The following is a 21,124-nucleotide window of genomic DNA, read 5'->3' on the forward strand; positions in this document are numbered from 1 at the left end:
GCGGGGCGGGCGGAGGACGGCAGCGACCCGCGCCTGCAGATCAACGCGCAGAACTGCGTGCACTGCAAGACCTGCGACATCAAGGACCCCACCCAGAACATCAACTGGGTCGTCCCCGAGGGCGGCGGCGGCCCGAACTATCCCGGCGGGATGTGAAACCCGAACAGCAGCAAAACGACATCAGGGAGAGAGCGCGATGCAGATCAACGGTCAGGCCGCCATCGTCACCGGTGGCGCCTCCGGCATGGGGGCGGAAACCGCGCGCCATTTGGCGAAGCTGGGCGCCAAGGTCACCGTGCTCGACATGAACGAGCCGGCGGTCAAGCAGGTGGCCAAGGAGATCGGCGGCCTCGGCCTGCTCTGCGACGTGTCGAGCGCGGAGTCGGCGGAGAAGGCCGTGGCCGAGGCCCGCGCGGCCCATGGCCCGGCCCGCATCGCGGTGAACTGCGCGGGCGTCGCTCCGGCGAAGCGGATCGTCGGGCGCGATGGTCCGATGGCGCTGGACGACTTCCGCAAGGTGATCGAGGTCAACCTGATCGGCACCTTCAACATGCTGCGCCTCGCCGCGGCGGACATGGGCACGCTCGACCCGCTGGAATCGGGAGAGCGGGGGGTGATCGTCAACACCGCCTCGGTCGCCGCCTATGAGGGGCAGATCGGGCAGGCCGCCTACGCCTCGTCGAAGGGCGGCATCGTCGCCCTGACCATCTGCGCCGCCCGCGATCTGGCGCGCAGCGGCGTGCGCGTGATGACCATCGCGCCGGGCCTGATCGGCACGCCGATGCTGCTGAACATGCCGCAAGAGGTCCAGGACAGCCTCGCCGCGACGGTGCCTTTCCCGAAGCGCTTCGGCCAGCCCTCCGAATACGCCCGCCTTGTCCAGCACATCCTGGAAAACGAAATGTTGAACGGCGAGGTGATCCGGCTGGACGGCGCCATCCGCATGGCGCCGCAGTAACGCATTATCGACAGGCTGGATCGGCCTCAATCGTCCCAGATCGGCAGGGTTCCGAACTGCGCGTTCGACAGCGCCGTCGTCAGGCTGCGCCCGTCGTCGCGCAGTTGGTCCAGCCCGACGATGACCTCCTTGTCGCCGATCCCCACGCCATGCTCCACGTCCACCACCACGGCGACCGGTTGCCCGGAGGCGTCCATCAGCACCTCCTCGACCTCGCCGATCTTCGTGCCATCCGGTCCCATGACATCCATATCGTCCAGCTGCCCGACCGTCCGCTTGAGGGACGGCACCATGACGTTGTCGTCCTTCACCTCCCGATAGGCGTTGGCCGGGTTGGCGATGGCGGCGCTTTGCTGGGCGAGCGAGGGTTCGGCCGCGACCATGACGAGTGTGACCGCCGTTGCGGAAAGGAGCTTTCTCATCGCATTGCTCTCCTGCTGCTGACCGTGCAACAACATGGCGCCGCGAGCACGGTTCCAACCGATGCGCCGGTCCACACCGTCCGATTGCGCAGGAACCGATGCCGATGCTCCGATTCGCCACGACCGTGCTGCTGGTGGCTTTGGCCGGTTTCGGCATCCAGGCCGTGGGAGCCGAAACCGTGACGGCTGGGTCCATGGAGGCCCGCAAGATGGAACGGTTCGATTTGCACGCCGACCGGACAGGCCTGGATTACCGGATCTTCCTCATCCGCCCATCCGAACCGCCGCCACCGGGCGGCTATCCGGTCATCTACCTGCTGGACGGCAACGCAACCGTGCCGATGATGGAGAAGGTCATCGGCCCAAATCCGCCGACGCCGTACGGCTCCGCGGCGATCGTCGGAATCGGTTATCCATCCGACAAACCGTTCGACATCCTACGCCGCTACCGCGACCTGACCCCACCAACCCCGCCAGAGCTCATTCCGCCGTCGCGGGACGGCGCCTCCGTCATCGAAACCGGTGGTCGCGACGATTTCCTGGCCTTTGTTGAGACGCAGGTAATCCCGGCGGTCGAATCGCGCCTGCCCATCGACCGGCAACGCCGGACCCTGTTCGGCCACTCGCTGGGCGGGCTGTTCTCCCTCTACGTCCTCTACACCCGGGAGGATCTTTTTCAGACTTACGTCGCCGCCGACCCGGCGGTCTGGTGGGGCGGGCAGGCCATTCTGAGGGAGCAGGCGGTATTCCTCGACCGCAAGGCGCGCGAGGGGGTGGCAGCCGGCACGGCGCTGCTGATCGAAACATCCGGCAGGCTGGTGGAACGCCCGTTGCCTGCAGCCGACGCCGAGCGGTTGAAGCGGTTGCGCTCCGGCCAGACGGGGAGGGAGGTCGCGGCCACCCTGGCGACGATTCCGGGTTTGCGGCTGGCCTTCCATGATTTTGCTGAGGAAAGCCACGGCTCCATGCTGCCGCTGGCCGTGGCCGACGCCCTGCGCTTCGCCTTCGGGCGAAATCCAGATTAACCGGTTGCAGACGCGACCGTCGGAAACGCGGGAAATCCTTTCGGAATCGCCATCGCTCCCCACATGTGAACGGACGTCCGCAGGAGCGGACGGCCAGTTTGGGGAGCGGATTTCTTGACCGTACAGTCGATCTTCATGCCCGAGGCCATCTACCGGTACATGCTCGACGTCTCTTTGCGCGAGACGGCCATCCAGGCGAAGCTGCGCGCTGAAACGGCCACGCTGACCGAGGCCCACTATCAGATCGCCCCGGAAGAAGGCCAGCTTCTGGCTTTCCTCGTCGAAATGATCGGCGCGCACCGGACCTTGGATATCGGCACATTCACCGGATACAGCGCGCTGACGGTGGCGCAAGCCTTACCCGAGGATGGCCGCGTCGTCAGCTTGGACATCAACGAACAATGGACGTCGCAGGCCCGCGCGATCTGGTGCGAGGCTGGAGTCGCAAGCAAGATCGACCTGCGCATCGGACCCGCGCTCGACAGCCTGGACAAACTCATCGCAGAGGGCGGGGACGAGTCGTTCGATTTCGCCTTCATCGACGCGGACAAGGAAAATTACAGCGCCTATTACGAGCGATGCCTGCGCCTCCTGAGGCGCAACGGGCTGATCGTGGTGGACAACACCTTGTGGCGTGGGCGAGTCGCCGACCCCGGCGATCGCAAGCACAAGACCGAGGCCATCCGTGCCTTTAACAAGGCCCGTCTGGAGGATGAGAGGGTGGCCCTGTGCATGCTGCCCGTGGGCGATGGCGTGACCCTGCTGCGGCGGCGCTGACGGGGGATTCGCGCGGGTCGGCTCCCAGGAGCGGAAGGCAGAAGCAGGAAGCCGATGGCCGGAGTGGCCCGACCAGCCATCCCCACGCCCGACCGAAAAAATCCCATAAGGCGCATTATGGTAAATATACCGGAGAAATCCGTGACAACTCTCCTTCGACAACGATCCTTATGGAGACATGATAAATTTTGCTCTATCTCATAAGAGGTATCGCCCACACCTGATCTCACCGCGGCGATGTTGATGGTCGATCGCACATGATTTCAGGTTCGGGTCTCTCCAACTCGCATATGTTCGGCCCCGCCACGGCGCGGAGACGGTCCCGTTTCCGGTTCCTGGTCGCGGGCCTGATGGCGTCCATGGTCACCGGCGCGTTCGCTTCTCCAGTCCGGGCGGCGGACCCGGCGCATCTGGCAACCGTGACAATGGTGCGGAAGGACGCGGACGGACATCCGGCCAAGATGCTGCAATTCGGCGTCTACCGGACAGAAGCCGACGCCTGGGTTGCCTGGAAGGCGGTCGTCCGGCGCCAGCCCGATATGGTTGCCGATCTCGTTCCCCGGGTTTTCCTGCAAAGGCCCGAGATTCCCGATTCCGGTTTTGTCCTGCGGGCCGCGCCCCTGCCAGACCTCGATCCCAACTTCGTCTGCCGCCGAATCGTCGGCGGAGGCGGCAGTTGCCTCGTGGTCGAGGCCACCGCCGAACAGCCGGCGGCTGCGACGCCCGCCGCCACGTCGGAGGACAACGACCACAACGGCGTCGTCACCTATAGCCCGGACCAGAGCCGGGAGATGCAGGAGATCGAGCGGCAAGCCGCCCGCCTGTCGCGGATCGCCGCCATCGTGCCCGGCAACGAAGCGCGGGTGGACATCGGGGCGCTGAAGGCCAGCCGATGGAATCTCTGCTCCCTGACCTTCGACGACGGACCGCACCCGGCGGTGACCCCGCGCATCCTCGACATCCTGCGCGCCGAAGGGGTGCGGGCAACCTTCTTCCCCATCGGCAACGTCGCGGTCCGCCACCCGCGAATCATCAAGCGAATCGTCCAGGAAGGCCACGAGGTCGGCAACCACAGCCTGACCCACCCGAACATGCGCACCCTGACCACCGAGGCCCAACGCGCGCAGATTGCGGAAACCAACCGCATCCTGACCGAAGCGGGCGCCGACCCGGTGTTGTTCCGCCCACCCGCCGGCCGCTGGAACAGCGACACGCTGAGTGCCGTCGAGCAGGAGAAGATGAGCCCGGCGCTGTGGAACGTCGACACGCGCGACTGGTTCACCCGCGACGCCGGCAAGATCATGGCGCAGCTCGACGCCACCGGCACCATCGGCAGCGTGGTCCTGATGCACACCACCTACAACGCGACCGCGGAAGCCCTTCCCCGGGCCATCGGCCTGCTGCGCACACGCGGCTGCCGGTTCGTCACCCTGTCGGAATGGATCACCAGCCTGAACAGCCTCGCCACGCCGCGCATCGCGCAACGCTGAGGCCGGCGGAAGAAGCGCGCAATCTCAGCCGCCGCCCCTTTCCCAACACGCGGGGAAAGGGGCGGTTCGGGGCGGATGCCAGATCAGGCGACGTTCTTGGCGCGACCACGGCGGGCCGGCTTGACCGGTGCGGCCGCCTTCTTGCCGAGACCAATCGACTTGGCGAATGCGGAGCGCTGCTCCGCATAGTTCGGGGCGGTCATCGGATAATCCGCGGGCAGACCCCACTTCCGGCGGTATTCGTCCGGCGTCATTCCATAAGCCGTGCGCAGATAGCGCTTCAGCATCTTCAGCTTCTTGCCATCCTCAAGGCAAACGATGTAGTCCGGCATCACCGACTTCTTCACCGGCACGGCAGGGCGCAGTTCAACCGCTTCCGGTTCCACAGGGCGGCTCGTGCCCGACAGACTTTGGTGGACGATCCGGATGAGGTTCGGAAGATCATTCACCGCGATCTGGTTCGAGCGGACATAAGACGCAACGATCTTACCCGTCATGGCAACCAAATCGGTGGCCGAATTCTCAGAACCGTCGGTGTCGCTGCTTTGCATGTCAGTTTCCTTCGAGAACGAATGATCCAGGACGGAGGATGGGCAAAGTGATGCGCAAAGCGCAAGCCTGTGCATCAGGTTTAACATGCAAATGTGTAATGTGTTTCATGCAGGACACGCGGACGGGCAGGCCAGTCGAGTGAAAATAGTAGACTTTGGTGATGAAATCGCCGCCCGTTCAGGCGGCTGAACGCGCGCGCTTTATCAGATCCGCGTACCAGCGGGCAGAGGCTTTCGGCGTGCGTTTCTGCGATTCGAAGTCGACGTGGACGATGCCGAAACGGTTGCCGTAACCGCTTCCCCACTCGAAATTATCCAGAAGCGACCAGACGAAGTAACCGCGCACGTCCGCTCCGCCGCGAATCGCCTCTTGCATTGAGGCGTTATAGAGCCGGAGATAGTTGATTCGGTGCTGATCGTCGATGCCGCCCGATTCGTCCGGCGAATCGCTGCCGCCGCAGCCGTTTTCCGTAATGACGATCGGCATGCGGTAACGGCGGGTGATTTCCAGCAGCTCGTCGCGGAAGGCGTCGGGGAAAACCGCCCATCCGACACCGTATGTCGGCGAATCGGGCGGCGCGTCGCCCCAGCCATAGCCCCAGGTCATGTCCGGGTTCGCGCGGGCGAAGATCGGGCCATAGTGATTCAGCCCGAACCAGTCCATGGGACGGCAGATCCGCGCCATGTCGCCGGCCTTCACGTAAGGCTCGATGGCGCGGGCAACGCGCGGCGGGTAATGGCCGAGAAGCTGCGGGTCGCAGAAGGTCAGGTTCCAGTGCTCGTCCAGAAGGGCGGCGGCCTCCGCGTTATCCGGCCGGCCGCCTTCCGGCAGCACCCGCTGCCGGTTGTGCACCGCTCCGATCAAGGCCCCTGGAACGAGGGCGCGGATCGCGTCCACCCCGGCCCCATGGGCAAGATTGACGTGGTGGATGGCGCGAAGATGCTGCTCTCGGTCGGTGATGCCAGGAGCCGCCCAGGGAATGGCGTAGCCGAACAGGGTGAAGACGGAGAACTCGTTGAAGGTGATCCAGCGCTTCACCCGGTCGCCGTAGCGCCGCGCCAGCAGTGTCGTGTAGTCGGCGTACCAACCGGCGCTGTCCCGGTTCGCCCAGCCGCCGAGATCCTGCAAGGCCTGCGGCAAATCCCAGTGATAGACGCACAGCCAGGGCTCGATCCCCGCCTCCAGAAGGCGGTCGATCAGGCGGTCGTAGAAGTCCAGCCCGGCCTCGTTGACCGCCCCGCGCCCCCGCGGCAACACCCTCGGCCACGCCACGGAGAAGCGATAGGCGCCGACCCCGATGTCCCGCATCAGCGCCACATCCTCGGCGTAGCGGTGGTAATGGTCACAGGCGACGTCGCCGGTGTCACCGTTGACCACCCCGCCCGCCGTGCGGCAGCGTGTGTCCCAGATGCTGGGGCCACGCCCGTCCGCCGCCGCGGCCCCCTCGATCTGATAGGCGGAGGTGGAGACGCCCCAAACAAAATCCCTCGGCAGGTCCGCCATCACCGTCTCCATTCCGCGCCGATCGTCCATACCCATACTACCTTTGGCGGAATGGTCAAGAAACAGGCATAATAACGAGCGAACGGTTCGACGGAGCGGTTTCCCTTGGAACATAAGGCTGTGCGGCGAGCGAAGCCCCTACTCCACCCCGATTTCCCCACCGGATTTCTGTGGGGAACCTCGACGTCGGCCTTTCAAGTCGAAGGGGCCGCGGCCGAGGATGGGCGGGCGCCCAGCATCTGGGACAGCTTCTGCCGCCTGAAGGGCCGGGTGGACAACGGCGACACCGGCGACGTCGCCTGTGACCATTACCACCGCTATGCCGAGGATGTGGCGCTGATGCGGGACATCGGGGTCGGCGCCTATCGTTTCTCCGTGGCGTGGCCGCGGGTGCTGCCCCGAGGGCGCGGGGTGGTCAACGAGGCCGGGCTGGACTTCTACGACCGCCTGATCGACCGGCTTCTGGAAGCGGGGATCGAGCCTTGGGCCTGCCTCTACCATTGGGACCTGCCGCAGGCGTTGCAGGATCTCGGCGGCTGGGCGAACCGGGACAGCGCCGGCTGGTACGCCGACTACGCTGTGCTCTGCGCCCGCCGGTTCGGCGACCGGGTGACACGCTGGGCAACCTTCAACGAGTTCTCCGTCTTCACCCTGTTCGGTTATGCGCTCGGCTGGGGCGCTCCCAGCGTGTCAGACCGCGGGGAGCATCTGAAAGTCATCCACCACGTCAATCTTGCCCATGGGGCCGGGGTGGACGTGCTGCGCGATCTGGTGCCAAGCGCCTTGATCGGGGCGGTGCACAGTTTCCAGCCCTGCCGACCCGCCGACCCGGCGCCCGAGACCGTCGAGGCGGCGGCCCTGTTCGACGAGTTGTGGAATCTGTGCTTCCCCGACGCGCAGATTCTGGGACGCTACCCGCCGCGCATCGCCCGCGCCATCGAACCCTACGTCCAGGCCGGCGACATGGCGCGGATCTGCCGGCCCTTGGACTGGTTCGGCATGAATCATTACGCGCCCCTCTTCGCCCAGGCCGAGCCGGGTGCCGTCTGGGGCTGCGGCTTTGGCGCGCCGCCGGCGGGCATGCCGCGCACCGACATCGGCTGGCCGCTTCAGCCCAGCGCCTTCCACGAGGCGTTGATGCACGCCACCGCGCGCTACCGTCTGCCGATCTACGTGACGGAAAACGGCTACGGCACCAAGGCGCCGGAGTCCCCGGACGCGCAGGGAATCGTTATGGACCGGGAGCGGCTGGACTATCTGCAAGCCTGCATCGGTGAATTGGCAAGGGCGGTGAAGGACGGGGCCGACGTGCGCGGCTACTTCGTGTGGTCGCTGCTCGACAACTTCGAATGGGGCGGCGGCTACGCCACGCGGTTCGGCATCGTCCACGTCGACTTCGAGACCCAGAAGCGCACACCGAAGGAATCCGCGAAATGGTTTTCGGCCCTGATCGGCGGCGCCCTGGGACGGGACTCCTGACCCGGCCATGACGGACCCGATCGCGCAGCTTCGGCAGGCCGCGGCGCTCCATCAGGCCGGACTGCTGGCGGAGGCCGAGCCGCTCTACGCCGCGGCGTTGGCCGCCCTGCCCGGCCATCCCGACGCCCTGCACCTCTATGGAGTCCTCTGCGCGCAGACGGGACGCAACGCCCGCGCGGTGGAGTTGATCGGCGCGGCCATCGCGCGGAAGGCCGACTCCGGCGCCTACCATGCCAATCTCGCCCGCGCCCTGCGCGCCGAGGGGCGGCTGGCGGAAGCCGTCGGCAGCCTGCGCCGCGCCATCGCGCTCCAGCCCAGCGCCGACGCCTTCTTCAGCCTCGGCAACATCCTCAAGCAAATGGGTCAGAAACAGGAGGCGCTGGCGCGCTTCCGCTGCGCCCTGATCCTCCGCCCCGAGGCGCCGGAGACGCGGATGAACGCCGCGTCGGTCTTGGAGGCGCTTGGCCGGAGGAATGAGGCCTTGCGCCAGCTTCGCGCCGGGCTGGCTTGCGCCCCCGCCGACCCTGCCCTTCTCTTCAACCTCGCCCGCACGGAGCAGGCGGCGGGACACGCCGACAATGCCGCCTGCGGCTATCGCCGCGCCCTGCGCACCACTGCCGAGGGAGAGGACTCCGCCGTCAATCTGGGCGCCGCGCTGCTGGAGGCCGGGCGCCCCGCGGAGGCGGTGGACGTGCTGCGCCGCTGCGCTGCGCTGGCGCCCGATCAGCCCGAACGGATGCTGGCCCAGGCGACCGCGCTGCGGCAGGCCGGCTCGGTGGACGAGTGTCTGGCGCTCTTCCAGCGCTTGAAGGCGCTGACCCCGACCGACCCCACCCCCTGGCAGCGGAGCGCGGAAGTGCAGGAAGCGGCCGGACGGCGGGACGCCTGCGTCGCCACGCTGCTGGAGGTGGCACGCCTCAGCCGGGAGGGGCGGTTTCATTGGAAGACCGCCTATTATCATCTGGTCCGCATCGGCAACCTCCTGGTCGGCGAGGGCCGGCTGGACCGGGTGGCCGCCCTGCTCCCACCCGCGGTCGCCGCCTTCCGCGGTGTTGACGCCGAACTCCACGCCTGGGCGCTGTTCCTTCAAGGATCCCTGGCCACCCGGCTGGGCAAGGAGGAGGAGGCGCAGGACGCGTTCCGGCGCGCGGAGCCCCACCTGCCCTTTCTCGCCCACATCCCGACCGGTGACGGCTTCGCCCGCCGGATCGAAGCGCTGCCCACCGCCGCGGAAACGGAATCGGAAGCCGCCTTCGTGCTGGAGAAACTGGCGCCACCGGGAAACGGACCGGTTGTCGTCGCCTCCTGCGACAGCGGCTATCTGGAGCGGTTCGGCCCGCTGTTCCTCGTCAGCCTGGATCGCTTTTCCATCCCCGGTCAGGCCGCGCACCTCCACATCCTCGACCCCCGGCCGGACACAGCGGCGCGCGTCGCGGCGCTGCAGGAACGGCTGCGCCATGTCCGGCTCGGCTGGAGCCGCGAGACCTCCCCCGCCGGGCTGACGGCGCAGGAACGGACCACCTTCTACACCTTTGCCCGTTTTCTGCGCGTGCCGCGTCTGGCGAGGCTGTACCAGGCGCCGCTGCTGGTGACCGACATCGACGCCTGCCTGCTGTCCGAGCCGGCGGGCTTCCTGGCCCCGCTGTCACCGGCAAGCCCTCTGGCGCTCCAGTATTTCCCGAACAATCTGGCCCGGCTGTATGACGGCGTGGGCGGCGGGCTGGTGGTGCTTCGGCCGGATCCCGCCGTCATCGCCCTGTTCGACCGGATCCGCCGGTTCCTCGTCTCCTGGATCGCGGAGCGGCGGCTGCACTATTTCCTGGACCAGATCGCCCTGACGGCGGGAACCGACGACGCGGTCCGGCGCGGCGACGGACCGTCCATCCTGTCCATCCCTGCGGAAGGCCGCCTGTTCCGCTGCGGTGACGGCCTGTTCGTGCAAATCCTGACGGAGAAGGACCGGCCCGGCTTTGCCGCGTCCGTCGCCGCTCTGCTCGACCGGCTGGAACGCACTCCGCCGACCGCCGACCCGCAATTGGACCGGAGCCTGATCCTGGAGGCCATCGGAGTCACGGGCTGACGCCCCTACTCCGCGACCGCCGCGACTCTCCGGTCCCCGCATGGCTCCTCGCGCATGCGGACGGTGTCGCCCACCCGTTCGAGCACCAGCTTACGGAGGTGGTGCGCTTCGAGGCCGGGGTGGCTGCCGATGGTGATCAGGGTGGCGTCGGGGAACTCGCTGTCGATCAGGCGGAGCATCGCCTCCTCGGTCCGCGGGTTCAGGCTGTCGGTGGCGTCTTCCAGGAAGATCCAATCCGGACGGCGGATCAGGAGGCGGGCAAAGCCCAACAATTGCTGCTCCGACACCGCCAGAACCTCGTCCCAGCTGTCGGACTCGTCCAGCCGCGGCCGCAGATGGCCGAGGCCGACCCGCTCCAACGCCTCCATCGCCGCGACGTCGCCCACCGTCTCCGCCCCCAGGGGGTAGCTGAGAGCGGCGCGCAACGTGTCGTGCGGCAGATAGGGGCGTTCGGCCATGAAGAAAACACGGGTGAGCGAAGGCAGGACGATGCTCCCACCTCCCCAAGGCCAGACCCGCGCCACCGCCCGGAACAGCCGCACCGCCGCCGCCGGGTCGCCGACGATCAGCAGGCGCTCGCCGGGGCGGATCTCCAGGTCGAAGGGCTCCACCACGCGGCGCCCGTCCGGCTCGGCGATGGACAGACCACGGAAGCTCAGGCAGTGTTCGCCGTCGCTGCGCTCCACGGTGATGCGCTCCGTCCCCTCCCCGCCGATCTCACGGTCCAGGCGCTGCAGCGCCTCGTGCAGGCCCAGCACGCGCTCCACCGACGCCTTCCACTCCGCCGCACGGGCGAGGTTGTCGATCGGCCAGGACAGGGCGCCCACCGTCTGCTGGAAGGCCTGCGCCGTCTGCATCAGCACGCCGAGCGAGATGGCCCCGGCGATGTAGCTGGGCGAAGCGACCAAAATCGGAAAAACGGCGGACAGCACCGAATAGGCGGCGCTGAAGATCATCATGTTGGACAGCGCGTGCGTCTGGCCGTTCCAGCCCCGCTGCACCCCGCCGAACAGCACACCCAGCCGGTCGCGCTCCCCCGACTCCCCGTGCAGGAGAGCGACGTCCTGGGCGTTTTCCCGCACGCGGGCGAGACCGAAGCGGAAGGACGCCTCGTGCCCCTGCCGGCGGTTCACCGCCCTCACCAGCGGCTTTCCCATCAGCAGGGCGATGCTCGTCCCGACGGCCGCATAGACCAGCGCGATGTAGAGCAGATAACCCGGCACGTGGAAGGTGCTTCCGGCCAGCGTCACTTCCGGTGAGCCCGACAGCCGCCACAGGATGTTGGTGAAGCTGATCAGCAGAAGCGCGCAGTAGGACAGCGACAAAGCGAGATCGATCGCCGCCTCGGTCGCGATGCGGATGTCCTCGGCGATGCGCCCGTCCGGGTTGTCGTGGTCGCCGGGCAGGTAGGTCACCTGATGCTGCCGGCCGCGCGTCAGCCAGTCGCCCAGCAGCTTCTGCGTCAGCCATGTCCGCCAACCCAATTGCAGACGGCGTTTCACCCGCAGATGCAGGATGGTGTTGACGATGTTGAACAGGATGATCCCGCCCGCCGCCGCGATCATCAGCACGAAGCGGTCCATGGAGCGCTGCTCCAGCGCGTCGAACAGATGCTGGCTCCACAGGTTCAGCAGGATGGGAACCACAACCTGCCCGACCGTCAGAAGCCCCAGCGCCCCGGCGAGAAGCCACACCGTCCAGTTCCGCCCACCCGAGCGGGAGCCAACCGACCAGAAGCCACCGGCAAGATGAAGGAAACGGCGGGTGAAGCCGGACCGGTCCGGCGTCCTGGACGCGATCGACATGGCCCTTCCACCCCCTGGGCTTGAAGCAAGATCTCCTTCACCCTAACGAACAGTTTATTACCAACAGCTTGCCCCGCAGCGCACCAAAGGATTGGTGCGCCGCCACAAGGTCATAGCATGTCACGGTGTTGCCGCGATTCCTTCCGACACCGGCAGAGCGGGCGGGTAAGCCCAGGCCGTTCGGGCGTCGATCTCCAGCTCGAAATCGGAAAAGATGGTGCGTCCGTACAGCCCGTGTCCACGGTCCGGGATGTCGGTGAAGAGATGAAGCGCCATCGGCCCCGACCAGGGCGTCGCCAGCACCGCCGACAGGTCGAGCGGGCGGCGCGGCTCTTCCAGCACCATCCAGCCGCTGGAGGCAAGGACTCCCTCCTCCCGCTCCGCTTCGTCCACCGTCAGCGACGATGGGGCGGCGACCAGCTTGCAGGCGACGGGGGTGCGGCAGCGCGGATCGTCAATCACCGCCCGCACTCGCACCGCCACGACGCCCGGCACCTCGTCCAGCGGGATGTGGGCCGCCGTGACGACGCCATGCAGCGGGTGGAGCAGAACGCGCCCGCCGCGCAGCAGGCCGAACCAGGGGAAGGTCGCCTCGAACTCCCGCCCTTTGCGCAGTTGCGCCAGCACCGGCTCGGTCAGCGGCCAGACCATGTGCGCTGGCGCCGGCCGCGGCGCCAGATGGGCCGCCGGGCCGTACTCCAGCCCCGGCAGCCCGCCCCACAGCCGCAGCGCCAGCATGGCCGGCTGTCCTATGGCGCGGGCCGGCGGTGCGACGGTGTATTCGTCGAGCAGACCGGCCTGAGCCAACGACAGGCACGGCGCCTCCGTCACCACCCCGGTGGCGCCGATCCGCAGGTCCAGAAGACGATCCATCCGGGTGGAGGCGGCCGGCAGGCGCAGCGGCAGCCAGCCCGATCGCAACTCGCCGAAGGACAGCGTCCATTCCGCGATGGTTTCGCCGGTCTCCACTCCGGTCAGGGCCACGGCGAGGACCCCGCTTCCCTTCGGCGCCCGGTCCAGATGCAGGTCGATTCCCGCCAGCCCACGCGCGCCCGACGGCAGGCGCTGCACGATCTCAGCCGCCCCCGCGGGGTTCCGGCCATGGCGCAGCGGCACCGGCAGCGCTCCCACCGGGCGCGGCGTGGCGAAGACCAAGCGCAGCGGGCTGAGGCGCAGGGCGTCCAGAAGCTCCACCGCCTCAGGCGGCAAACGGGCGGAGCGTCCCCACTCCTCCCGCAGGGTCGACAGGGTCTGCTGAAGCCCGGCGTTGCGGCGGTGCAACCCGTCGATCTCCCCCAAAGCCTGTGCCAACAGGCCGTGGAGCAGCGTGGACGCGTCGCCCGTCACCTGCGGTGGCGCTTCGTCCGACCCGCCGGCCTCCTCCCACCAGCCGAGCAGCCGCTCGGCGTCCTGCCGCGCCGCCTCGTCGCAGGACCACAGCGCCCGGACGGCGGCGGGTGGGATCGCCAGCGCGCGCAACGCATCGCCCCCCTCCGGCCCGCTGTCCCCGGACAACAGCAGATAGCCGCCGTCGTGCCGGACCAGCCGAAGCAGGCGAAGGGGCACGGCGCCCGCGTCCAGCCCGGCGCAGGCGCCGACGGCGATGATCTTCGGCGCTCCGTCGTAGAGGGAAGCGAACTGGGCCGCGGGGGTGGAGAGCTTCATGATGATGACACCCTTCTCAGGCGGCCGCGGATGGCTCGGGAAGACACGAGGACAGAGGGGCGCAAGCTGCCCAATCGGGGTCGGTGTCCGGCTCCGTCGCACCCTCCCAGCGCCGCAGCTTGTCCGGCGGAATCCCCAGCCCTTGGCACAGGCGAAAAGTCCGGACGTCGAGGGGCACGACGGTCTGGTAGGCATGCTCGAAAGCGGCGCAGCCGTTGACCGCATCGGCCTGGGACGGCGCGTCCGGGGCGGCGGACGGCCCCAGAATCGCCCAGCCTGTCACGCCGAGCGCGCGCAGCCGACCCATTAGCGGATGCACCGCACCGTGCCGCACCGTCACCACCAAATCGAAGACGGCCAGCGTGCCGACCGCCCTATCCTCCTCGACCGCGCCCAGCGGACGCAGCGGCGTTCCCAGGTAGGCGTCGCGGCGGGTCAGCGGGCGTTCGGGCAGCACCAGCGGCAGCGGATGGGGAATGACCGAGGCGAACGCCTCCGTCGTCTCCGTTGTCAGCGACAGGCCTCCGCCCAACGCCACCAGATGCGCGTCATAGCCCTTCCCGGCCAGCCAGCGGGCCATGCGGACGGCGGTTTCCAATCCCCCAGCGTCGGCGGGATCGGCCACCAGCGCGGCCAGCCGCCGGTTTCCCGCGGGATGGAGCAGCGGCAGCACCGAGGGCAGCCGATGCACCGTCTGGTAGACATCCTCCGGCGCGGCGACCCCGGCGCGGTAACGGTCGATGGGTGCCGCCGCCCAGCCGCTGTTGGACGGCCGCGACCACGCCGCGGCCATCGCCTCGCGCAGCGTGGACAGGGCGGCATCGGCGCCGGCCGGCGGTTGCACTGCGCCGGGCAGCGCCAGGGTGAGGCTCAGCCGGGCTTCGGCGCAGGGCTTCCGGGGGTCCCGCTCCAGCGAGGGGGTGCCCGCCGGCTGGCGCCGCACGAGGTCGAGCATGACCGCGGTGGGCAGCATCGCCATGGCCGCATCGCCGTCCGGCAGAGGGAACGGCGCATCCGCCTGCAGCCCAACCGGTGCGCCGGACCAGGACAGCGCGCAGCCGCTTTCCGCTGCCCGCGCCGTCACCGCGGCGCGCACCAGGGTCGCCTGGTCCGCCGCGCGCTCCAGGACCCACAGGGCGCCGCGCAGCAGGCCATGGCGCGTCAGCAACTCGTAAAGGCCGGAGTCCATGACCGCCAGCAGGCCGGGGCACTCCCCATAGCCGGGCCGCTCCGGCGCGCGCAGGACGCGGCGTACGAAGTCGGCGAGCGGCACGTCCTTCTCGCCCGCCGCGGGGTCGGTGACGCAGCGGACGACGGCGCGGTCCGGCAGATAAACGGCGTAGCGTCGCCCGACCGCCGCCTCCGCCCGCAGCACGGCCTGGACCGCGAACAGCGCGGGGTGACGCTTCTGGATGTGGGTCAGGATGGGGCGGTAATCGCGCTCCGATTCGGTCAGCATGCTCTCGCCGCGGCGGCGGTAGCCGAAGCCGGTGCCCGGCACATGGACGCCGTGGAAGCCGCATTCCAGCCCTTGCAGCCAGAACTCCCAATCCTCGCTGCCCTGACGCATCGCCTCGTCGAAGCGGGCGCCGCTGTCCAGCAGGCGGCGCGACGCCATGCTGCCGGCCTCGCTGACGTTGCGGAACAGATGCTCCAGCGGCGAATAGGCGCCGGACATGTCGCAGAATTCGAAGAAGCCGAACTTGTCGACGTCCGGATAGGCCCAACCGACCTCCGGCCCCGCCGCCCGCAGAGCGTCCAGCATGCGTTGCAGCAGATGGGGCCGGATTCGGTTGTCGGAATCGAGGAAATAGACCGCCTCCAGCGCTGGAAAGGCGTCCAGCGCGAAGGCGATCCCGCTGTTGCGCGCCGCGCTCAGCCCGGCGTTGCGCTTGCGCAGATGATAGAGCCGTCCCGGATGGGCCGCCGCGAACTCCCGGCACACCCGTTCCGTCTCCGGGAAGGGGCAGCCGTCGTTGACCACGACCACGGCATAGGCGAAGTCCGTGTCCTGGGCGAGCGCGGTGGAAAGCGCTTCGACGAGCAGGCCCGAATGCTTGTAGGTCGGCACGACGATGGCCGCGCGGACGTTCTCGGCGTCACCGGACCTTGAAGCGATGTGAGTTCCAACGGAATGCATGGGCGAACGCAGTGGTGACACGACACCGTCGATAGCACCGCTTCCGCTTGACTCCGATGTGACAATTCGGGGACAGGAATGATTGGGTCCGCAGGCCCGCTATGCTTGAACTCTGATAATATGGAAAACCCCAACACTGAAGGCGTCGCAGAGCTACTTGTTCGCATTCCCTAAAGACATCTGGGACGTCCCTTCCTCAGACAGATACTTCTGCGCAAAATCCTTGGATTGGCTCGAAAGCACCTTGTCAAAGGTCCTGGAGTGGAATCCCAGATCCTTTAATTTCTGCCCGGCCGCCTGCTCTTTCGACGTTGCGAAGAAACGTTCATCGCCCCCTTTGAGCGTGTAGGCATTCATCGGCATGCCGATACCCGCCACCTGGTCCCAGGAATCCTGCATATCCTTCAGGTCTGCGCTCAGCTTACTCAGCGCAGCCAAGCGGTCTTGGGGGCTCATTCCAGGCCGATCCATGGCTGCATACCGGCTCTCCAAAGTTGATTCCATGCGATCCGAGATGGCTTTCATGTTCTGCTGGCGCGCCGCTCCTTCGGCGGTGCCTCCTGCATCCGCGTCCTCCTTCGTGGACTGCCAGAACGCCTTCTTGCGCTCCGATTTCAGTGCGGACGACAGCGCGTCGTTGAGTTCATCCGCCGACAGTGCCCCGCTGGAAACGAGCTTGCCCAGGGAGGTCCGATCCTCCGCCGAGAGATTTGTGAACAGGTCGAGCGCATCGCCCTTGAGCGCCGACGCCATATCGCTGAGATCGACCTTGTCGGTCTTGGAAGAGGCGGCCGGTCCCGTCCCGTCCGTGACGCCGGCCTTGGCAGTGGTGGGTTTCGCCTGCACGGAGGCCGCGGCGGCGGCCTGGAACAAGGATGCCGAGACGTCGGAAATTCCCATGGCTTCCTCCGGTGCCCCTGAACGCATGGCGTGTGCTGCCGGACCAGATTCAACCAATATTACGAAGAATAAATTAATGGGAAATTCTTGAATTTCTAATAATTAGATTACAAACCATCAATGCTCTCAAATCTTCTCTCTCGGCAAGAAGAGCAGGCTGACGGAGCATCGCTCCATACAGCCTGCCCTCCTGTTCTTCACGCGAGATCAAGCCGCCCACTCTTCGCCACGTCGCTCAGGAAACGGTAGCTGTCCTTGGGTGTGCGAACCAACGTGTCGTAATCGACGCGGACAATGCCGAACCGCTTCGACAGGCCGAAGGCCCATTCGAAATTGTCCAGCAGGCTCCAGCACAGATAGCCCGTCACGTTGCAGCCATCGGCCAGGGCGCGGCCGACCGACGCCACATGGTCGCGCAGGAAGGCCACGCGTTCCGCGTCGTGCACCCGCCCGTCCGGCGTCACCACGTCGTCATAGGCCGCACCGTTCTCCGCGACGAAGACGGCGGGGTTGCCGTAGTCGCGCTTGAACTCCATCAGCAGGTCGTAGAGCCCGTCGGGCTGGACCGGCCAGGCCATGGCGGTCCAGCGGTCGCACTGGGCGTCGCCCCACCACACGTCGAACGGATGCCCCGTCTCGTGCTTCATGGTCATGCGCGAGTAGTAGTTGATGCCCAGCAGGTCAATGGGGAAGCGGATCGCCTCCTCGTCGCCGGGCAGCACGAAATCCTTCATCCGCTCCGCCATCAAATCCGGGATTCTGCCGCGCATCACGCCGTCCAGAGCCACCCGGTTCCACACCGCATCCCAGCGGGCCGCCGCCGCAACGTCCTCCGGCCGGTCGCTCTCGGCCCGGCAGGGCTGGAGGTTGATGACGGTGCCAAGCGTCAGGCCGGAATGCTCCGCCGATATGGCGCGGAGCGCCGCCCCTTGCGCCAGATTTTGGTGGTGCAGCGCGCGCAGGATGCCGGTCTCGCCCAGCCTGTGGCCGGGCGCGTGCTCCCCGGTGCCGTAGCCGTGGGTGGCGACCACGTTCGGCTCGTTCAGCATCATCCAGTCCTTCACCCGGTCGGCCAGCCGGGCGGCGACGATGCGCGCGTAATCGGCGAAGGGGCCGACAATCTCCCTGCCCTGCCAGCCTCCCCCTTGAGGACCAAGTTTGTCCTCCAAGGGTTGCGGCAGGTCCCAGTGGTAGAGGCAGGCCATGGGGCGGATTCCCGCGGCCAGCAGACCGTCCACCAGCCGGTCGTAGAAGTCGAGGCCCGCCGCGTTCACCGCTCCCGTCCCGCCGGGAAGAATGCGGGGCCAGGCGATGGAGAAGCGGTAGGCGTTGAAGCCCGCGTTTTTCAGCAGGGCGATGTCCTCCGCCCAGCGGTGGTAATGGTCGCAGGCGACGGCGGCGCTGCTGCCGTCCTGGATGCGCCCGGCGTCGGTGAAGGTGTCCCACACGCAGGGGCCGCGCCCGTCCTCGTGGATCGCCCCCTCGATCTGATAGGCCGCGGTGGACGCTCCCCACAGGAAGTCCTTGGGAAAAGTGAAGAGGGCCATGATGGGGACTCCCTTAAGTGATTATGCTGCAGGCGCACTGTTGCGAGCGCGAAGGCCATGTTGCGCAAGCGAAGAGAAGGCCACACTTATTCTGACCATCGGGTATAGTCTCTTCGTCTTAACAAGTGTATGCTTCACCCAAGGCGGCTGCCCTGACAAATCAGCACAGCAGCATTCCCGCCGGCGGGAGGCATCCCATGGCCGTTACCACTGCCAAAACCACCAAGATCGTCTTTCTGGGCGCCGGCAGCGCGGCCTTCGGGCTGAGCATGTACCGCGACCTCTTCACCACAAGGGAACTGGCGGGCAGCACCCTGACGCTGGTGGACACGAATCCGGAGGCGCTCGACCGCATGACCGCGCTCGCCCGCCTCCTGAACGCCAAGGGCGATGCCGGTCTGATCATCGAACAGACCACCGACCGCCGCGCCGCCCTGCGGGGTGCCGAATTCGTCGTCAATTCCGTCGCCATCGACCGCAACCGCTTGTGGAAGCTCGATTTCGAGGTGCCGAAGAAGCACGGCATCCGCCACACGCTGGGCGAAAACGGCGGACCCGGCGGCCTGTTCTTCACGCTGCGCACCCTGCCCCTGATCTTCGACTTCGCCCGCGACATCGAGGAGCTGTGCCCGGACGCCCAATTCATCAACCTGTCCAATCCGGAAAGCCGGGTTGTCCTGGGACTCGGCAAATACAGCAAGGTCAAGACGCTCGGCCTGTGCCACGGGATCTTCCTGGCGCGCTGGTTCATCTGCCAGATCCTCGGCATGGCCGAAAAGGACGTGGAGGTCTGGGGCGCCGGGTTGAACCACTTCCAGTGGCTGATGCACATCCGCGACAAGGCGACCGGACGCGACCTCTACCCGCTGCTGCGCGAGCGGGAGAAGACCCACGATCCGACCTTCACGCCATTGACCCGTCGCCTGTTCAACAGCTTCGGCCTGTGGCCGACCTGCAGCGACGACCATATGGGCGAATACCTTCCCTACGGCTGGGAAGGCGGGGAGCATGGATTCGACTTCACGGAGGATGAGCGCGGGCGCGGGATCCTCAACGCGCTGATGGACGGGGTGACCACCGGGACGACCCCGGTGCCGGACGACTGGACTCAACCGTCCTGGGGCGAGCGGGCCGTCCAGGTCATCGCCGGGGTGCTGCACAACCAGAAGCGTTTCATCGAATCGGGGATCGTCTACAATCAGGGCGCCATTCCCAACCTGCCGCCCGATCTGGCGGTGGAGGTGCCGCTCTTGGCCGATGCGGCGGGCGTCCACCCGGTCTCGCTCGGCCCCCTGCCCGACCCGATCGCCAAACTGCTGCACGTCCAGGCAAGCGTGCAGCAACTCTCCGTCGAAGCCGCGGTCCACGCTTCGAAGGAGTTGGCGCTCCAGGCCCTGCTGATCGACCCGGTGGTGAACTCCACCGACGCCGCCGTAAAGATCCTGGACGAGCTGTGGGAAGCGAACCGGCCCTACATCCGCCCCTGTGTTTAGGAGCGCGCAGGGCCGGTGCGGGTCAATGGGCCGGTTCGGTATCCGACGCGGCCGGCTTGCGGCGGCCGCGCGGAGCCGCCGGCTTCGCCGTTTCCGCCTTCACAGCCTTGGTGCGGGAGGGCTTCACCACCTTCGGGGTTGCCGGATCCGGCGCCGCGGCCGGAGTTTCGGCTGAGGTTTCGGCCGGGGTCTCGTTTGCAGCCGCGGGTTCGTCCTTGGCCTTGCGGGCGCGGGGCTTCTTGGGCGCGACCGCCTCCTCGACGACATCGACCACAGCGTTCAGGCCGACGCCCAGCAGTTCGGTCGCCGCCGTCTTCGTCCGGCGGACCGCCTTCTTCACAGCGCCCGCGGCGGCGTCCTTGACGGCCGCGACCAAGGCGACCGGCTCCGCCGTCACGGCCGCGCGATCCTCGGCTTCGATCTCGGCGCAGGCCTGCGCCCAATGGTCCTCTCCCCGTCCCTCCGGTCGCCCGTCGCGCTCCCAGATCTCATAGGCGCGGTGGCGGATGCGGTCCTCACGATCGCCTTGCATTCTTCCGTCTCCAAGTGGGCTTTGGTCCAAGTGGGCATTGGCCGCAGAAACATCGACGCTTGAGGAAAACGGCGTCCTGCGCCCGTGGGTTCCCGTTTTAGTGTCCGGTTTATGTGACGATAAACGCACACAAAGAAAGCGTGCCTTAGTTCATAGGAAATTCATAGGCCCATTGCTTGTCCAGCCTCGACAGACAGCGGACGGTGATAGACCATGCGTCGGCTGCGCCCAACCGGCGCCGGTGTTGTCCGGCTTGCGGTCCGCATAGAACCCTTCGCCGGGTTGAAGCGAGCCAGCCGGCCCAATTAACTTCGGGTGAACGTCTTGGCAGGGGGCCGTTTGCGGCCCAGAGCCGTCACGGAAGGCAAAGAGTTCAGCGCATGTCCCTTGATCCCTTGCTTCAAGCCAACCGTATCCTGACCGAAGCCATCAGCACCTATCTCCGATCCTCCAACGAGCTTGCGGCGGCGGCGGAGCGGGCGACGGCGGCAAGCGCCGGGCGCGACGCGACCAGCCGGCGGCTGGCGTTCCAGGAGTTGTCGGAGCGCGGGAACCAAGCGCGCTTCGCCAAGAAGCACCTGACCGACACGGTGCGCCGCCTGCGCTCCACCATCCCGCCGGCCCAGATCGAAGCCGTGGCGGCGAAGCTCGACGGACGCGAAAGCGCCGAGAGCGCGCTGACTCTGGTGCGCACGATCCTGACTGAAAAGATCTGGTCGGCGGCCTGACCGCTCCCCCGCTTTTCGCCCGGCGGCG

General features: G+C 67.3%; 18 protein-coding genes. 9 read left to right on the forward strand and 9 right to left on the reverse strand.

Annotated features, from left to right (window positions below):
- Together AC1DVI_RS15080 and AC1DVI_RS15085 are read left to right on the forward strand one after the other, a co-directional pair.
- Window positions 1-156: 4Fe-4S dicluster domain-containing protein (locus tag AC1DVI_RS15080; protein WP_476958833.1), on the forward strand; the 156-nt coding region annotated here is incomplete at its 5' end.
- 40 nt (window positions 157-196) lie between these two features.
- Window positions 197-958, forward strand: a complete 762-nt coding sequence (locus AC1DVI_RS15085; protein ID WP_476958637.1) for an SDR family NAD(P)-dependent oxidoreductase — start codon at window positions 197-199, stop codon at window positions 956-958.
- Between the two features lie 26 nt (window positions 959-984).
- On the opposite strand, the gene AC1DVI_RS15090 is transcribed toward AC1DVI_RS15085, so the two are convergent.
- A complete protein-coding gene (locus tag AC1DVI_RS15090) occupies window positions 985-1,380 on the reverse strand; it encodes a PRC-barrel domain-containing protein (RefSeq protein ID WP_476958638.1) in 396 nt (131 codons plus the stop codon).
- A 104-nt stretch (window positions 1,381-1,484) separates the two neighbouring features.
- Here AC1DVI_RS15090 and AC1DVI_RS15095 point away from each other — a divergent pair, with 104 nt between their 5' ends.
- From AC1DVI_RS15095 to AC1DVI_RS15105, 3 genes are all read left to right on the forward strand, one after another.
- Window positions 1,485-2,405 (forward strand): alpha/beta hydrolase, encoded by a 921-nt coding sequence (locus tag AC1DVI_RS15095; protein WP_476958639.1) that lies wholly within the window; start codon window positions 1,485-1,487, stop codon window positions 2,403-2,405.
- A 114-nt stretch (window positions 2,406-2,519) separates the two neighbouring features.
- Complete coding sequence (locus tag AC1DVI_RS15100; protein WP_476958640.1) at window positions 2,520-3,182, forward strand: class I SAM-dependent methyltransferase; 663 nt, start codon at window positions 2,520-2,522, stop codon at window positions 3,180-3,182.
- Window positions 3,183-3,643: 461 nt separating this feature from the next.
- Window positions 3,644-4,672, forward strand: a complete 1,029-nt coding sequence (locus AC1DVI_RS15105) for a polysaccharide deacetylase family protein (protein WP_476958641.1) — start codon at window positions 3,644-3,646, stop codon at window positions 4,670-4,672.
- 83 nt (window positions 4,673-4,755) lie between these two features.
- Here the strand turns inward: AC1DVI_RS15105 and AC1DVI_RS15110 are convergent, their stop codons facing one another.
- Window positions 4,756-5,223 carry a Ros/MucR family transcriptional regulator gene (locus AC1DVI_RS15110; protein ID WP_149163765.1) on the reverse strand — a complete coding sequence of 156 codons (468 nt, stop codon included), beginning with the start codon at window positions 5,221-5,223 and terminating at the stop codon, window positions 4,756-4,758.
- A 178-nt stretch (window positions 5,224-5,401) separates the two neighbouring features.
- Window positions 5,402-6,757, reverse strand: a complete 1,356-nt coding sequence (locus AC1DVI_RS15115; protein ID WP_476958642.1) for a GH1 family beta-glucosidase — start codon at window positions 6,755-6,757, stop codon at window positions 5,402-5,404.
- A 75-nt stretch (window positions 6,758-6,832) separates the two neighbouring features.
- Here AC1DVI_RS15115 and AC1DVI_RS15120 point away from each other — a divergent pair, with 75 nt between their 5' ends.
- Entirely contained in the window at window positions 6,833-8,206 is a 1,374-nt protein-coding gene (locus AC1DVI_RS15120) for a GH1 family beta-glucosidase (RefSeq protein ID WP_476958643.1), read from the forward strand.
- Window positions 8,207-8,213: 7 nt separating this feature from the next.
- Window positions 8,214-10,286 carry a tetratricopeptide repeat protein gene (locus tag AC1DVI_RS15125; RefSeq protein WP_476958644.1) on the forward strand — a complete coding sequence of 691 codons (2,073 nt, stop codon included), beginning with the start codon at window positions 8,214-8,216 and terminating at the stop codon, window positions 10,284-10,286.
- Window positions 10,287-10,291: 5 nt separating this feature from the next.
- Here the strand turns inward: AC1DVI_RS15125 and AC1DVI_RS15130 are convergent, their stop codons facing one another.
- The 5 genes from AC1DVI_RS15130 to AC1DVI_RS15150 all read right to left on the reverse strand — a co-directional run bounded on the left by AC1DVI_RS15130 (window position 10,292) and on the right by AC1DVI_RS15150 (window position 18,343).
- On the reverse strand, window positions 10,292-12,091 hold the full coding sequence (locus AC1DVI_RS15130) for an ABC transporter ATP-binding protein/permease (protein ID WP_476958645.1): 1,800 nt from the start codon (window positions 12,089-12,091) through the stop codon (window positions 10,292-10,294).
- A gap of 120 nt (window positions 12,092-12,211) precedes the next feature.
- A complete protein-coding gene (locus AC1DVI_RS15135; protein ID WP_476958646.1) occupies window positions 12,212-13,756 on the reverse strand; it encodes a DUF6212 domain-containing protein in 1,545 nt (514 codons plus the stop codon).
- A 16-nt stretch (window positions 13,757-13,772) separates the two neighbouring features.
- On the reverse strand, window positions 13,773-15,896 hold the full coding sequence (locus tag AC1DVI_RS15140; RefSeq protein WP_476958647.1) for a glycosyltransferase family 2 protein: 2,124 nt from the start codon (window positions 15,894-15,896) through the stop codon (window positions 13,773-13,775).
- Window positions 15,897-16,049: 153 nt separating this feature from the next.
- Window positions 16,050-16,796 carry a hypothetical protein gene (locus AC1DVI_RS15145; protein WP_476958648.1) on the reverse strand — a complete coding sequence of 249 codons (747 nt, stop codon included), beginning with the start codon at window positions 16,794-16,796 and terminating at the stop codon, window positions 16,050-16,052.
- Window positions 16,797-16,993: 197 nt separating this feature from the next.
- On the reverse strand, window positions 16,994-18,343 hold the full coding sequence (locus tag AC1DVI_RS15150) for a GH1 family beta-glucosidase (protein ID WP_476958649.1): 1,350 nt from the start codon (window positions 18,341-18,343) through the stop codon (window positions 16,994-16,996).
- A 197-nt stretch (window positions 18,344-18,540) separates the two neighbouring features.
- Here AC1DVI_RS15150 and AC1DVI_RS15155 point away from each other — a divergent pair, with 197 nt between their 5' ends.
- Window positions 18,541-19,836 carry a family 4 glycosyl hydrolase gene (locus AC1DVI_RS15155; RefSeq protein WP_476958650.1) on the forward strand — a complete coding sequence of 432 codons (1,296 nt, stop codon included), beginning with the start codon at window positions 18,541-18,543 and terminating at the stop codon, window positions 19,834-19,836.
- A gap of 22 nt (window positions 19,837-19,858) precedes the next feature.
- Here AC1DVI_RS15155 and AC1DVI_RS15160 read toward each other — a convergent pair whose 3' ends face one another.
- Window positions 19,859-20,368: a DUF2934 domain-containing protein gene (locus AC1DVI_RS15160; RefSeq protein WP_476958651.1), complete on the reverse strand. Its 510-nt coding sequence runs from the start codon at window positions 20,366-20,368 to the stop codon at window positions 19,859-19,861.
- A gap of 380 nt (window positions 20,369-20,748) precedes the next feature.
- Here AC1DVI_RS15160 and AC1DVI_RS15165 point away from each other — a divergent pair, with 380 nt between their 5' ends.
- Window positions 20,749-21,096 carry a hypothetical protein gene (locus AC1DVI_RS15165; protein ID WP_476958652.1) on the forward strand — a complete coding sequence of 116 codons (348 nt, stop codon included), beginning with the start codon at window positions 20,749-20,751 and terminating at the stop codon, window positions 21,094-21,096.
- Window positions 21,097-21,124: the final 28 nt, after the last annotated feature.

The sequence above is a fragment of the Azospirillum sp. P4_B5 genome (assembly GCF_056402275.1).